General features: G+C 66.9%; 17 protein-coding genes. 12 read left to right on the forward strand and 5 right to left on the reverse strand.

The features are described 5' to 3' along the window. Together ACWEH3_RS13620 and cobF are read right to left on the reverse strand one after the other, a co-directional pair. The gene (locus ACWEH3_RS13620; protein ID WP_450026567.1) at positions 1-870 is read right to left on the reverse strand and encodes an Fpg/Nei family DNA glycosylase; all 870 of its coding nucleotides are present in this window, start codon (positions 868-870) and stop codon (positions 1-3) included. Between the two features lie 60 nt (positions 871-930). Continuing rightward, positions 931-1674 (reverse strand): precorrin-6A synthase (deacetylating), encoded by a 744-nt coding sequence (cobF, locus tag ACWEH3_RS13625; RefSeq protein WP_450026565.1) that lies wholly within the window; start codon positions 1672-1674, stop codon positions 931-933. A gap of 108 nt (positions 1675-1782) precedes the next feature. On the opposite strand from cobF, the gene ACWEH3_RS13630 reads away from it, so the two are divergent. From ACWEH3_RS13630 to ACWEH3_RS13655, 6 genes are all read left to right on the forward strand, one after another. Next, positions 1783-2610, forward strand: coding sequence for a thymidylate synthase (locus ACWEH3_RS13630; RefSeq protein ID WP_452358323.1), 828 nt, complete (start codon positions 1783-1785; stop codon positions 2608-2610). Further along, the gene (locus ACWEH3_RS13635; protein ID WP_450024500.1) at positions 2607-3107 is read left to right on the forward strand and encodes a dihydrofolate reductase; all 501 of its coding nucleotides are present in this window, start codon (positions 2607-2609) and stop codon (positions 3105-3107) included. The genes ACWEH3_RS13630 and ACWEH3_RS13635 overlap by 4 nt, the downstream gene beginning before the upstream one ends. 185 nt (positions 3108-3292) lie before the next feature. After that, entirely contained in the window at positions 3293-3619 is a 327-nt protein-coding gene (locus ACWEH3_RS13640) for a cupin domain-containing protein (RefSeq protein WP_450024502.1), read from the forward strand. 57 nt (positions 3620-3676) lie between these two features. Continuing rightward, entirely contained in the window at positions 3677-4735 is a 1059-nt protein-coding gene (locus ACWEH3_RS13645) for a Dyp-type peroxidase (RefSeq protein WP_450024504.1), read from the forward strand. Continuing rightward, positions 4732-5532: a family 1 encapsulin nanocompartment shell protein gene (locus tag ACWEH3_RS13650; RefSeq protein ID WP_450024506.1), complete on the forward strand. Its 801-nt coding sequence runs from the start codon at positions 4732-4734 to the stop codon at positions 5530-5532. The genes ACWEH3_RS13645 and ACWEH3_RS13650 overlap by 4 nt, the downstream gene beginning before the upstream one ends. Before the next feature lie 64 nt (positions 5533-5596). Continuing rightward, positions 5597-6151 carry a hypothetical protein gene (locus ACWEH3_RS13655; RefSeq protein WP_450024508.1) on the forward strand — a complete coding sequence of 185 codons (555 nt, stop codon included), beginning with the start codon at positions 5597-5599 and terminating at the stop codon, positions 6149-6151. Between the two features lie 255 nt (positions 6152-6406). On the opposite strand, the gene ACWEH3_RS13660 is transcribed toward ACWEH3_RS13655, so the two are convergent. Together ACWEH3_RS13660 and ACWEH3_RS13665 are read right to left on the reverse strand one after the other, a co-directional pair. Next, the gene (locus ACWEH3_RS13660) at positions 6407-6622 is read right to left on the reverse strand and encodes a DUF397 domain-containing protein (RefSeq protein WP_450024510.1); all 216 of its coding nucleotides are present in this window, start codon (positions 6620-6622) and stop codon (positions 6407-6409) included. Then, positions 6612-7517: a helix-turn-helix domain-containing protein gene (locus ACWEH3_RS13665; protein ID WP_452358324.1), complete on the reverse strand. Its 906-nt coding sequence runs from the start codon at positions 7515-7517 to the stop codon at positions 6612-6614. The genes ACWEH3_RS13660 and ACWEH3_RS13665 overlap by 11 nt, the downstream gene beginning before the upstream one ends. A 793-nt stretch (positions 7518-8310) precedes the next feature. On the opposite strand from ACWEH3_RS13665, the gene ACWEH3_RS13670 reads away from it, so the two are divergent. The 3 genes from ACWEH3_RS13670 to ACWEH3_RS13680 all read left to right on the forward strand — a co-directional run bounded on the left by ACWEH3_RS13670 (position 8311) and on the right by ACWEH3_RS13680 (position 10218). After that, positions 8311-8520: a hypothetical protein gene (locus ACWEH3_RS13670; protein WP_379250675.1), complete on the forward strand. Its 210-nt coding sequence runs from the start codon at positions 8311-8313 to the stop codon at positions 8518-8520. 71 nt (positions 8521-8591) lie between these two features. After that, positions 8592-9125: a hypothetical protein gene (locus ACWEH3_RS13675; RefSeq protein WP_450024516.1), complete on the forward strand. Its 534-nt coding sequence runs from the start codon at positions 8592-8594 to the stop codon at positions 9123-9125. 52 nt (positions 9126-9177) lie between these two features. Then, entirely contained in the window at positions 9178-10218 is a 1041-nt protein-coding gene (locus ACWEH3_RS13680; protein ID WP_450024518.1) for a hypothetical protein, read from the forward strand. Positions 10219-10228: 10 nt separating this feature from the next. On the opposite strand, the gene ACWEH3_RS13685 is transcribed toward ACWEH3_RS13680, so the two are convergent. Then, entirely contained in the window at positions 10229-10903 is a 675-nt protein-coding gene (locus tag ACWEH3_RS13685) for a TetR/AcrR family transcriptional regulator (RefSeq protein ID WP_450024520.1), read from the reverse strand. Between the two features lie 222 nt (positions 10904-11125). On the opposite strand from ACWEH3_RS13685, the gene ACWEH3_RS13690 reads away from it, so the two are divergent. The 3 genes from ACWEH3_RS13690 (at position 11126) to ACWEH3_RS13700 (ending at position 14098) form a co-directional block, all read left to right on the forward strand. Next, a complete protein-coding gene (locus ACWEH3_RS13690; protein WP_450024522.1) occupies positions 11126-12661 on the forward strand; it encodes an amino acid permease in 1536 nt (511 codons plus the stop codon). Between the two features lie 73 nt (positions 12662-12734). After that, the gene (locus ACWEH3_RS13695) at positions 12735-13487 is read left to right on the forward strand and encodes a DUF1989 domain-containing protein (protein ID WP_450024524.1); all 753 of its coding nucleotides are present in this window, start codon (positions 12735-12737) and stop codon (positions 13485-13487) included. After that, complete coding sequence (locus tag ACWEH3_RS13700; protein WP_450024526.1) at positions 13484-14098, forward strand: urea amidolyase associated protein UAAP2; 615 nt, start codon at positions 13484-13486, stop codon at positions 14096-14098. Before ACWEH3_RS13695 ends, ACWEH3_RS13700 begins: the two co-directional genes overlap by 4 nt. Positions 14099-14225: the final 127 nt, after the last annotated feature.

Genomic DNA, 14225 nt, shown 5'->3' on the forward strand with positions numbered 1-14225 from the left:
CTACTTCAGCAAGCGCGACATCCGCCGGTCGGCGAGGACCTTGCCGCCGGTCTGACAGGTGGGGCAGTACTGGAAGGACCGTTCGGCGTAGGAGACCTCGCGGACCGTGTCGCCGCAGACCGGGCAGGGTTGCCCGGTCCTGGCGTGCACCCGCATACCGGAGCGCTTCTCGCCTTTGAGGCGGGCTGCGTCCTGCCCCACCGAGCGTTGCACCGCGTCGGTGAGCACCGTGCGCATGGCGGTGTACAGCTCGGCCATCTTGTCCGCCGGGAGGGTCTTGGTGTTCGCGAACGGCGAGATCCGCGCCGTGTGCAGGATCTCGTCGGAGTAAGCGTTGCCGACGCCCGCGAGCAGCGCCTGGTCCACGAGCGCGGTCTTGATCCGCTGGGAGGTGCCGTGCAGGATCTCGGCGAACTGCGCCTCGGTCACCTCCAGCGCGTCGGGGCCCAGGCGCGCGATACCCGGCACCGCCTTCGGGTCCGCCACCACATACACCGCGAGCCGCTTCTTCGTGCCGGCCTCGGTGAGGTCGAACGCGGGTGTCGCCCCTTCGGGTGTGAAGAAGTGCACCCGCAGCGCCAGCGGGCTCTTGCCGCCCGGCTTGGGCGGCGTCGGGCTCGGCTCATCGATCCAGCGCAGCCATCCACCCCGCGACAGGTGCGTGATCAGCCACAGCCCGTCGCATTCCATGCCGAGGAATTTGCCCCATCGCCCCGCGCCGGTGACGTCTCGGCCGGACAGTGCGGTGACCGGGGGCTCGAATGTCTTGACGGCGCTCAACGCGGCCACGTCGACGCGGCCGACCACAGCGCCGACCGCATGCTCCCGGAGGAACTGAGCCAACGCTTCCACTTCCGGTAGCTCAGGCACGGAGTTCAGACTACCCAGCCCTACCGACAACCTGCCGGTTCTCACACGGCAGCGGGCGGATCACTCCCCCCGGCGCAGCAGATAGATGTCCATGATCCAGCCCTTCCGGTCGCGCAACTCGGCGCGGCGGCGCACGATCTCCCCGCCCACCTCCGACAGCGGCCCCTCGATCAACGTCTCGTCCGGCATGCCGAGGTAGGCGCCCCACCAGATGTGCGCGCCGGGGTCCGAAATCGTGGTGAACGAGCAGTCGCCGTCCAACATCACCAGGGCGTTCTCCGCGCCGAGTCCCTCCTCGCGCAGGCGGCGGCCGGTGGTGATGCGTACCGGCTCACCGATGCCGTGCAGCACGATCCGATGCCGGGCGGCCAGGGCCTGCGCGCTGGTGATGCCGGGAATCACCTCGTAGTCGAAACGCACCACGCCGCGAGCGAGCACCCGCTCGATCATCCGCAGCGTGCTGTCGTACAGCGCGGGATCACCCCAGACCAGGATGCCGCCGACGCCGTCGGCCGCGGCGAACGCCGATTCCAGCAGTGCCGAGCGGCGATCGTGCCAGTCGTCGACCACGTCCACGTAGTCGGCGGGCGTGCGGTCCCGCGGCGGGTCGGCGATCGGCACGATCCGGTACGGCCGATCCATGTGTTCGGCCAGGATCGCCGTCCGCACGTCGACCAGTTCCCGTTTGGCTTCCCCCTTGCCGATGACGAAGAACGTCCCGACCTGCCGCATCGCCTTGACCGCCTGCACGGTGACCTGGTCGGGGTCGCCTGCACCGATGCCGATCACGTAGAGCTTGCGCATGGGCTCGAGCTTGCCAGGGCCGCGGCGGGCCACCGTCGTCAGGCGTGGCCAGGGACGCGCCCGATCGGCTCGCCGAGTGTGCGAGCGCGAAGACTAGAGTTGCGAGACGTGGCTCATGACGCGCTCGACCCGGCATCGGCTCCCGACACCCAGTACGAGGACCTGTTGCGGCTGGTGCTGACGTCCGGCACGAAGAAAGCCGACCGCACCGGCACCGGAACGCGCAGCGTCTTCGGCCACCAGTTGCGCTACGACCTCGCGGCGGGCTTCCCGCTGATCACCACGAAGAAGGTCCACCTCAAGTCGATCGTCTACGAGTTGCTGTGGTTCCTGCGCGGCGACTCCAACATCGGCTGGCTGCGCGAGCACGGCGTCTCCATCTGGGACGAATGGGCGGACGCGCACGGCGAACTGGGCCCGGTCTACGGCGTGCAGTGGCGGTCGTGGCCCGCGCCGGACGGAACGCACATCGACCAGATCTCCCAGGTGCTGCACACGCTGCGCACCAACCCCGACTCCCGGCGCATCATCGTCTCGGCGTGGAACGTCGCCGACCTGGACAAAATGGCGCTGGCGCCCTGCCACGCGTTCTTCCAGTTCCACGTGGCCGACGGGAAGCTGTCCTGCCAGCTCTACCAGCGCAGCGCCGACCTGTTCCTCGGCGTGCCGTTCAACATCGCCAGCTACGCCCTGCTCACCCACATGGTCGCCCAGCAGACCGAGCTGACGCCCGGTGACTTCATCTGGACCGGCGGGGACTGCCACATCTACGACAACCACCTCGACCAGGTCGCCGAGCAACTCGGCCGCGACCCCTACCCGTTCCCCACGCTGCGGCTGCATCCCGCGCCGACGCTGTTCGACTACCGCTACGAGGACGTCGAGGTGATCGACTACCGGCACCATCCGGCCATCAAGGCCCCGGTGGCGGTGTGAGCGAGCGGACGGTCGGGCTGATCTGGGCGCAGACCTTGGACGGGGTGATCGGGTCCGGCAACACCATCCCTTGGCGGCTGCCGGAGGACATGGCGCATTTCAAGGACGTCACCTGGGGACATCCCGTGGTGATGGGCCGACGGACCTGGGATTCGCTGCCGCCGCGGTTCCGGCCGCTGGCCGGGCGGCGCAATATCGTGGTGACCAGACAGCCGGACTGGTCGGCCGAAGGCGCCGAGCGGGCGGCGTCGGTGCCGGAGGCGCTGGCCAAGTGCGCCCCGGACGCGGTCTGGGTGGCCGGTGGCGGCGAGATCTACCGTGCCGCACTCGAGTTCGCCACCGACCTGCGCGTCACCGAGATCGATACCGCGGTCGAGGGCGACGCCTTCGCGCCGTCGATCGGACCGCAGTGGCGGCCCGACGACCCGGAGCCGTGGCGCACCTCGGCCACCGGCCTGCGCTTCCGCATCCGGCACTACACCCGGCGGCCCGCCTAGCGCGCCACGCCAAGAGGCTCCGCGAACGCCGCCCCCACGGGCGGGGACGGTCGAACCCGGCCCGCGCCGCGACGGACTCGGGCATACTCCTCGATATGCGGGCGGCCGGACCCGCGTCCGGTCGAACGCCTGGAGCCGTTGCCGGCAGCCCGGCATCGGCTGTGGTGCTCTGCGAAAGGCGGTCCATGGAAAAGAAATCGCTGACTGCGGTAGCGCGCCAGCAACTGAAGCTGGCCGCCCTCGCCACGAGCGGGCGCAGTTCACAGACAATCTATGGCGGCCACACGCATACGCTGCGGCAAACGGTGGTCGGCCTGATCGCCGGGCACAGCCTGGCCGAACACGACAACACCGGCGAAGCCACGCTGCAGGTGCTCAGCGGCACTCTGGTGCTGCTCAGCGGCGCCAACGAATGGAAAGGCTCCGAGGGCGACCTGATCGTGGTGCCCAAGGCGCGCCACAGCGTCAAGGCGATCGACGACGTCGCGTTCCTGCTGACGGTGGCGATGTAGCCACCACGATGCGGGTCCGTGGCCCGGCCGGACCGGTCGGGCATTAGGGTGTCGATCATGGGTGAGCCGCAGCCGATCCTCGAACCGCTCACACCGTCCGCGATCTTCTTGGTCGCCACGATCGACGAGGGTGGCGAAGCGACGGTCCGCGACCTGCTCGCCGATATCACCGGCCTGCGCCGCTCGGTGGGCTTCCGCCTGCCGAGCGCGAACCTCACCTGCGTCACCTCGATCGGCTCCGACGCATGGGACCGCCTGTTCGCCGGCCCGAAACCGGCTGAGCTGCATCCGTTCCCCGGTTACGTCGGCGCACGCCACACCGCGCCCGCGACGCCGGGCGACCTGCTGTTCCACATCAAGTCCGAGGTGCAGGACGCCTGTTTCGAGCTGGCCATGGCGATCGGCGACCGGCTGGCCGGTGCGGGAACGATCGTGGACGAGACGGTCGGCTTCCGTTACTTCGAGCAACGCGACCTGCTCGGTTTCGTGGACGGCACGGAGAATCCAGAGGGTCGCGCGGCCTTCGCCGCGGCGCTGGTGGGCGAGGAGGATCCGGACTTCACCGGCGGCAGCTACGTGATCGTGCAGAAATACACGCACCCGTTGGAGGACTGGCGCGCGCTGTCGGTGGAAGAGCAAGAGCGCATCATCGGACGCACCAAACTGGACGACTTCGAACTCCCCGACGAGATCAAGCCGGCCGACTCGCACGTCGAGGTCAACACGCTGATCGATCCGGACGGCACCGAACGCCAGATCCTGCGCGGCAACATGCCCTTCGGCAGCGTGCGCGAGGGCGTGTTCGGCACCTACTACATCGCCTATGCGGCCACGCCGAGCGTCACCGAACGCATGCTCACCCGGATGTTCCTCGGCACCGACGAGGCGGCCTACGACCGCATCCTGGATTTCTCCGTCGCCCAAACAGGCACCTCGTTCTTCGCACCCACCGTCGGTTTCCTCGACGATCTGCCCCCGGCGCCGTGGGAGGCGGCGGAATCCGTGGTGTCCGTGGACACCGACGGCGCCGGTCCCGCAGATCTGCCCGGCACCGCCGCGCCCGCGGGCGACGGCGCCCTCGGTATCGGCTCGTTGAAAAGGAGCATCCGGTCATGAACAACCTCCATCGCGAACTAGCGCCGATCACCTCCGAGGCGTGGGCGGCCATCGAGGAGGAGGCGACGCGCACGTTCAAGCGGCACATCGCGGGCAGGCGCGTCGTCGACCTGTCCGGCCCGCACGGCGTCGACTACTCCGCGGTGGGCACCGGGCACACCACGGCGATCGACTCGCCGGACGCCGGGGTGTTCGCCCGTCAGCGGGTGGTCGCGCCGCTGGTCGAACTGCGCGTGCCGTTCACGCTCGACCGCGAGGAACTCGACAACGTGGAGCGCGGCGCGCAGGACGCCGACCTGGACCCGGTGAAGGACGCCGCGAAGAAGATGGCGTTCGCCGAGGACCGGGCGATCTTCGAGGGCTATCCGACCGCGCACATCACCGGCATCCGCGCGAGTTCGTCCAACGATCCGATCACGCTGCCCAGCGACACCCGGCTGGTCCCCGAGTCGATCGCGCAGGCGTTGACCGCGCTGCGGCTTGCCGGTGTCGACGGGCCGTACTCGGTGCTGCTCAGCGCCGATCTGTACACCGCGGTGAGCGAGACCTCCGACCACGGCCACATGATCCGCACGCACATCGAGCGCCTGATCCCGGAAGGGGAAATCATCTGGGCGCCCGCCATCGACGGCGCGATCGTGCTCACCACCCGCGGCGGCGACTTCGATCTGCGCATCGGCCAGGACCTGTCCATCGGCTACCTGACGCACGACAGCACGTCGGTGCAGCTGTACTTCCAGCAGAGTCTGACGTTCCTGGTGTACACGGCCGAGGCCGCGGTCCCGCTGACCCTCTGAGCACCGGTCACATCTGGGAACGGCCAGGTGCGCGGCCGGAGCGCGAAGCGGTACGGTGACCGGAATGCGCCATGAACAGGTAGGTGAGATGACGACGGTGCGGGCGGGTGTCGTTCCGACGCAGCGCGCCGTGTTCTACAGCGTGCTCGGCATCCTTGCCACCGTTACGATCTGCGGTTCGTTCGTCGCCGCGTTCGGGGTGAACCGGGTGTTCACCGGTCTGCTGGCCGGGGCCGTCGTCGGTATCGCGGTGCTGGCGGCCCTGTTCACCCGGGACGCCGTCGTGCTCACCGAACACGCCATCTACCGCCGCAAGCCGTGGACGGTCTCCCGTATTTCGTGGGACCGTGTGGTGGCCGGGCGCTTCACGCTCGACGAGCGCGCCCGGTGGTCGCTGGCGCTGGACCTCATCGGTGGCGACGAACCGCACGGCGAACTGGTGCTGTTGTCCATTCCCCCGGTGGTCCGCCCGGTCGCGGGAGCGTACGACCTGCGCAAGCGCGACCAGGTCACGGAGATCCGGGCGATACTGCGGCGCAAGCGGATTCCGGTGACCGTGTTGCCGCAGATCGCGTGCGCGTTGCAGGAGCATTGGCAGATCGCGCCGCCGACGCACTGAGGTTCATGACCGGCCGATATCCGAAATCCCGACGCTCCGCCCCGTTTCACGCCCCACCGCTCAAGTCATATTCGTTCCCTACCGGCTCACCGGGGCTGGATCAGCCGTCCCCGCACCCGGAAGCACAGGGAACGGCTGAATCCTGCCGGTTCGCCGGGCCATCGATCGGAGCGGGTCCACCGAGTAACAGTAGTTCCGGCAGTTCGTCATTCGATGAGCTGCGTCTGAGCTAAAGGGCAGAACTTTCCGTTTGGTCTACAGGCGCTTGAACTCGCCATCGACAACGCCAGCGGTAAACGTGCTCCACTCACCTGAGGTGAAGACCAGGGCCGGGCCGGTGGGATTCTTGGAGTCACGAACGCCCACCATGCCTCCGCCCAGGTGCGCGACCTCCACGCATTCGCCTTCCCCTCCAGAACTTCGGCTTGACTTGAACCACTTCGCCCCCGGCAGGTCGACTTCAGCGTTCACTGCTATAACTCCTAGCTAGCTCTCTCAATAAAATACGGCTCGAGCGAGCATCCATCGTCGCTTCAGTCAGCGTACGGAACGTGCGCCAACAGCGCTGTACGTCGACGCGCTTCTCAAGGTACGTATCCCCCGTGTAGCTCTCTGCGTAGACAACAGGCGGTTCCACTGGCTTGCCTTGTGAGTTCGTGGGGAAGGTCATCACAATGAACGGCGTGACGAGCGTGCCGGTTGGCAAGCCAGCTTCTCGTCTGAGTATGCGTATCTCGATGTTGTCGCGCGTACTCATATCCGCCGCGTGTCGGCACTGATCGCCCATCACCTGGGGGCTCCCGACGATCGTCCGAAGTGCGTTCTCATGTATGACAGCAGTGAGTTTGCACGGGTTCCGTGGCCGCGTGAATAGATCCTGACGTCGAGCCCGAACGGCTGCCAACCGTTCCAAATCCGCGTCCGTATAGCGCGGCTGGACGGCTCGGTTCATGGCGTGCGCGTAGTCGCGGGTTTGGAGAAGGCCGGGCATGATGAGCGGCTGATATATAGCTAATTCGCTTGCGGCGGACTCGAGCTCGATATACGTGTTGAATTTCGGGTTCACAGCACCGTAGGGTCGCAGCCAAGAATGGACCGGGGCTTGTCCTGCAAGTTCCTTCCACGCCACAAGCTCTTCCGCGTCGACCCCGTACAGTCCGCCCAGGGCGTCGAGGTCCGTCGCCCTGACCTTCTTGTTGCGGCCGTTCTCCAGTCTGCTGATGGTTGCGTTCCCCCAGCCGAGTGTCCGCGCCGCCACCTCCAGACTCAGGCCCGCCGCCGTCCGCGCCTCTCGCAGCAAACGGCCCAACTGTCTACGCGGCAAGCTGGTTTCGGCGTCCTCCGGCCCGCCCTCTTCTTCGTTCACCCCTTGCGACCCCCTTCCGCTCTGCGATGCAGCTTCGTTTCGCGACGGAAGGAGGGTAACTCGATCAGCGGAAGACTTGCTGTGCTTTCGCGCGAGTTCCATGAACCGAACGCGTCGCGTACCGAACGCCGCCCCTTGACAACATCCTGTTCGCATGGCGAATAACGCGCTTCCACATCGAAACCCGTTCGTCGGTCCGCCTGCCGCGCCGTTGGTCGGTGCCCCTGCCGATGTTGTCGAGCGGTTTTTGAACGCCTTACACCAGTGGCAATTCGAGCAGACCCACACCGACCATCCTGACCGAGAGATCTGAAACGGATGGAGACCATATCTTTCGGGGACACACCCCGGTCTCGCTGCCACTTCTACCGGCGCGTGTGTGATCTGCCCGCTGTAATCGACCCACCCGAGCTGGGGCGCATCATCATGCGCGCGTCGTATGTAGGAGCGTTGACCATGCCCGCTCCGCTAGGGCGAGCCGTCAGGCAAGACATGCAGCGCCGCAGGGATGCGATAGGACCGATCGTGGCGCATCCTCGCTCGAACAGGTGGACCTACATTGTTCGGCCCGATCTTCCCGACGACACAAAGCTTTTCGCGGAGATGTTCCGGCTCGACGTATCGATTGTCCGAGAGGGCGGCACTGTGGCACTGCCGTCGCCCACAGCTGAGTCCGGCGCTGTCAGGCATTGGATCGAGACACCCCGGGACAGGTACCGCCCGTCCGGAATGGTTGTGGTCGAGTCCATCCGGGCGTGCGCCGGTCCAGGCAGGCGATGACGGGAGAAACGCGATGACTTCTCCGCTGCCGAACGATCCAGATGTGCACCTGTCGGTCTTCCTGCACGGCGTCCGGCTCGACTTCACGGCCTGCCTTACTGCCGCGTTGACGTTCATCGAAGACCACCGGAAACGCCACTACGTCGACGCGGTGCACATACTTCCCGATAATGCAGGAGGCTGGCCCAGGTTACCGAACGAGAAGTTGTACCTGGAGCGATGAGGGTTCCTTGCCCGGTGACCGGTGCACGCGCGACACTGACCTGTTCGGACCATGACGAGAAGGAGCTGGGCGTGGGGAATGACGAGCAGTTGACCATCGATCTCGGCGTACCCGTCGAACAAACCGAATGGGGTAAGTGGGTCGACCCTGATCGGCGTAAGGCGCAGGCGCAGAAGTTCATGGACCATGCCGGTATAAGCCGCATCCCATCGGAACCGTGGCCGGAAGACTCGGCGGAGGTGAAGCGGCTGGACCCCATCGTCGCGGAGCTGTTCCCGGACATGGCTACCGCGATGGCTCCGGAGAATGCCGACATGGCCGACGCTTTCATCTGTTTCATCGGTGAATGTTTCACAAAGTTCGCGGGCGCCGAATGGATCGAATACGAATGGCCCGGTAAAGAATACACTTTCTACGAAGGCATCAATCCCGCCCTCCGATTCGACACATACGACGAAGACGAGATCACGGCATGGTATCTGATGGACAGCATGGTCGGATACGAGCCCGAAGATCACGACGGGATGTTCTCGGATATGGCCGCAACCATCCGTGAATATGCAGGCTATCACCGCGAAAAGCACAGCGAAGATTCTTGTACATAACGTAGTCATTCACATTCAGTCAACTGCTTCATGCCTTCGGGGGGCCGCAGCAATGCCTGAGTACGACAAGGATCGTCATAACTACGACAACAACACGCGGGGCAGGATATTCGAAAACGGAACCGACGAGTACTTTCGTGACCGCAAGAACGGCTACGTCCAGCAATCGCAAATTTTCAGAGTCCCGAGTGTGGGTAGCGTTCGATTCGACAAGATCAAAAACGACCGCGGTCTGATCTACACGATCGAAGAGAAGTCCGGCAGGATGGAGTCGAAGAAGGACAAGAAGCAGTTGGAGGTTGTTCGAGCCCTTCTCGACAGAGGTGAAATACAGCAACATGTGCTGCGGTCCGTCGAAGGCGAATACAGGTCGCCCGAGGTGCAGAAGCTTATAGATAGTTTGGTCCGCGACTTCAAGGAGAAATTCACACATCAGATCATCCCTCGACATATCGCCCGCGAGATATGGGCGCGAGGACTGCAATTGGAGCGGGGCGAACAGCTCGAATTGCCCGGCGTCGGGGAGAAGGCGAGGCAGCAGAAAGCGCAGGAGCTACAAAAACGGCGAGATAAAATTGCGGAGTTGGCGCGAGCGCGTGAGCGGACCGAGAAATTCCGGAATATGCAGAAATTCCGGGACGGTGCTACCCGCGGCAGGGCGGAAGCCCCCGAACGAGTCGAGCGCGAGCAGCAGGCGCGAGAGGAAACCGAACGAGCCCGGCAAGCACGCGGATCCGATGAGCGTGCACGCGTCGAACAGGCGACTGCCGAACGAGTAGCGCTGGAATTCCCAGTTCCTACTCAGTATCAGGAACGGGAAGCTGATACCAATGGGGAACGGGCGGCCCGAGAAGCGGCCGAAGCGCTTGCGGCGGCCGAGAAGCAGCGTCAGGCAGCGGAACAGGAACGTGCGGAACATCTGGCGCGGTTGCAAGCGCAGGGAATACCACCGGAGATGGTGAAAATTCTCGCGCTCGGTCAAGCTGAACCACCGTCGGCGGCGGTGCGGGAGCGGCCGGGTCATGCTCCGCCGGTTGTGCGGGGTTATTGGCACAGCCAGGATCGGAGTCGGGGGATCGAGCGCAATCGGTAGCCGTGCCGTGTCATGGGGTGGGCATTGCCAGGCGGTCCAGCAGCACGATCGCCTCGGCCCGGATTGGGTCGAGATCTCCGGACCAGCCGAGCGTGCGCAGCACCGCCCCCGGGATCGTGCGCTCCGCGTACCTGGGCGCGGTCCCTTCGTCGGAGCGGATGCTGATCACCGTCTCCACCAGCCGGAATGGCAGTAATTCGGTGCCGGGTAAGCTCGCCGACCTGACCTCCGCCAGTACCTGCGCGGCCAAAGTCTCGTAATGTCCGCGCAATTCGTCGCGGCGTAGGCGGAATGCGGCGAAGCGCTCGGTGCGCAGTTCGGGGAGCAGGTACAGCGCACCGAGATTCCAGCGGGACGCGCATAGTTGCCGCACATCGAACAGCGCCAGCGCGTACAGCCGGACCGGCACTGGTTCGGACGCCGCGCGCAGCCGCTCGGCCAGTTCGATCGGGGCGGCGACGGTTTCGGCGAGCAGCGCGTCGAGGATGTCGTCCTTGGCGGCGAAGTGGTGGTACAGCGAGGCCTGGCGGATACCGACGGCGTCGGCGATCGCGCGGGTGGAGGTGTTGGCGTACCCGTTGGTGGTGAACAGTTCGCCTGCGGCGTCGAGGATCTCGGCGCGCGGCGTCGATCCGCGCCTGCGTCGCTGTTCGAGACGCGGCCGTCCGGGCCCGAGGTTTGCCACGGGTTCATTCTGGCAGGTCGGCGTGGGGATGCTCCGGCGCGGTGGTCGTGCGCACAGCTCGGCGACGGCGGCCGGTGCGTTTTCTGTCATTTGATAGAAATCCCCGCAACACAGAAGTTACCGAAGGTCTCGAAAGCGATACACGCAGGTCACCGAACGAGCGATCGCGGCAGCAAAACTGTCGTCTGATAGTTATTGGCCGCCACGCCGAAGGACCGCCCCATGGCCACCACGCTCGCCCAGACCCCGCCGCCCGACCTGACCGGCGACAGCGCCGACCTCGCCAGGTTCGGCTATCAGCCCGTCCTGCACCGCAAGCTCGGCCGCTACGCCTCCTTCGCGGCAGGCTTCTCGTTCGTCTCCATCCTGACCACGATCTTCCAGTTCTTCGGCTTCGGCTATTCGTTCGGCGGAGCCGCCTTCTTCTGGACCTGGCCGATCGTGTTCGCCGGACAGTTCCTCGTCGCGCTCAACTTCGCGGAACTCGCCGCGCGCTACCCGATCTCGGGCTGCATCTACCAGTGGTCCCGACGGCTCGGCGGCGAACTCGTCGGCTGGTTCGCGGGCTGGATGATGATCATCGCGCAGATCGTCACCGCCGCCGCGGCGGCGATCGCCCTGCAGGTGGTGCTGCCGTCGATCTGGAGCGGATTCCAGCTCGTCGGCACCGACACCGCGCTCACCTCGTCGTCCGGCGCGACCAACGCCGTGCTGCTGGGCAGCATCCTGTTGGTGGTCACCACGCTGATCAATGTCATCGGCATCGATCTGATGGCGCGGATCAACTCGATCGGCGTCACGGTCGAGATCGTCGGCGTGCTGGCGATCATCGCGCTGTTCTTCACCCACACCGAGCGCGGGCCCGGCGTGGTACTGGAGACCGACCAGGCCGCGCCGGGTCCCTACTGGGCCGCGTTCCTGGTGTCCGGGTTGATGGCGGCCTACGTCATGGTCGGATTCGACTCCGCCGGTGAGCTTTCCGAGGAGACCAAGAACCCCCGCCGGGTCGCGCCGCGCACCATTCTCACCGCGCTGTCGGTCTCGGCGCTGGGCGGCGGGCTGATGCTGCTGGGTGCGCTGATGGCCGCGCCGAGCCTGTCCGATGGCGCGCTGGCCTCCGACGGCCTGGCCTACGTCCTCACCGCGAAGCTGGACAGCCCGGCGGGCAAGGTGCTGCTGGGGTGCGTGGCGGTCGCGATCGCCGTGTGCACGTTGGCGATCCAGACCGCGGGCTCGCGGCTGATGTTCTCCATGGCGCGGGACGGGAAGCTGCCGTTCGCCCGCAGGCTCGCCGCGGTGCACCCGCGTTACGGCACGCCGGTGCTGCCCGCGATCGTGATCGGCGCGCTCGGCATCGGCCTGCTGGTGCTGAACCTCGGCAACGCCGCGATCTTCGCGACGCTGGCCAGCGTCTGCATCGTCACGCTCTACCTGGCCTACCTGCTGGTGACGGTGCCACTGCTGATCCGCCGGTTCACCGGCCTGCCGGACGCGGGCACCGACGCGCGACTGTTCGGCCTGGGCCGGTTCGGCATTCCGGTCAACGCGCTCGCCGTGGTCTGGGGCGTCGCGATGGTGGTGAACCTGGCCTGGCCGCGCGCCGAGGTATACACCCCGGCCGGCGGTGGCTGGTGGATGCTCTGGGCCGCACCGCTTTTCGTGCTGCTGGTGCTCGCCGTCGGCGTCGTGGTGCACCGCTTCGTGGTCGGCTGGTCGCGCGGCGTCACCGCGGGCGAGCCCGCACCGCAACCGGCCTGAGCGCCTTCGATGCGGCGGTGCGCTGCCAGGCACCGCCGCATTCCCCCACATTCGGCATCCGAAAGGAATCATCGTGACAAGCACTGCGGACACCTCCGGCGCGCGAGCGCACGCACGGGCGCAGGCCGCGGCGGCGACGATCGCGAATCCCGCGCTCCCCGCCGGCATCCCCGCCTCGAAGATCACCTTCGCCCAGCGGCTACCGGCGGGCGGTTACGCGAACATCGCGCTCGGACGTGGCACCCGCGTCCGCCTGTCCGACCCGCACGGCGCGGCCTGCGCGCACCTGCTGCTGGTGCGCGCCGACGCGCCGTGGGAGCGCCTGAACGTCGCCGACACGGTCAAGGTGCCGTGGCAGGCGTACCTGGGCAGCGGTCACCCGCTGCTGTCGGATCAGGGCCGCGTGCTGGCGACCGTGCTCGCCGACACCTCCGGCCACCACGACACGCTCTGCGGACCCACCGACCAGGCCCGGCACTCGCTGCGCCTCGCGGGCGCCAAACACGGCCTGGAACCACGGGACATCGGGCCGACGGTCTCGTTCTTCCGCGGCGTGCGTGTCGCGCGGGATGGCGCGCTCGTCTCGACCGGCAGCGCCGCCCCCGGCTCCTCCGTGGATCTGCTGGTGCACCTGCCGGTCACCGTGCTGGTCGCCAACTCCGCGCATCCGCTGGACGACCGGCCCGCGACGGACCTCGACTTCGTCGCGTGGGCCGCACCGGAAGACCTCGCCGCACCCGGCAACGAGGAGCCGGAATACCGACGGGCCCTGGAGAACACCGAACAAGCCTGGACCGCCGCGCTGACCTTGGAGGCAACCGCATGACCACGGCACGCGCCATCGTGCTCGACGAGACCGTCCCCGCCCGCTCGCCCTGGTCGGCGGTGGTCCGGGCGGGCGAAGACCTGGAGATCATCGATCTGCACGGCAACCAGGCGGTGGACTGCCTGCTGTACTCGGCGGCCGATCACTCCGAACGCTACAGCGCGCAGGCCACGATCACCGCCCAGCGCAACATCTTCCTCACCACCGGCAGCGTGCTGCGCACCGACACGGGCACGGCACTGATGACGGTGGTAGCCGACGAGGTCGGCAACCACGACACCATCGCGGGCGCGTGCTCGCAGGAATCCAACACTCTGCGCTACGGCCACCACACGCGCCACCAGCACGCCTGCGTGGAGAACTTCCTCACCGAGGCCTTGCGCTGGGGCCTTGGCAAACGGGACCTGGTGTCGAATATCAACTGGTTCATGAACGTTCCGGTCGAGGCGGACGGCACGCTGGGCATCGTGGACGGATTGTCCGCGCCGGGCAAACGCGTCACGTTGCGCGCCGAGATCGACACGCTGGTGCTGGTGTCGAACTGCCCGCAGATCAACAACCCCTGCAACGGCTTCGACCCGACCCCGGTGCGCATGGTGGTGTCACGATGACCGTCGCCGAGCTACCGGTGGCCCGGGGGGGGCGGGGCGCGTGGGCCCGGCCCCGCCCGGGCGGGGGGGGGGGGCCCCCGGGGGGGCGGGGGCCCCCGGCCCCCCCCCGGGCAGCGCGGGGGGTGGG

It is taken from the genome of Nocardia sp. NPDC004718 (assembly GCF_053601535.1).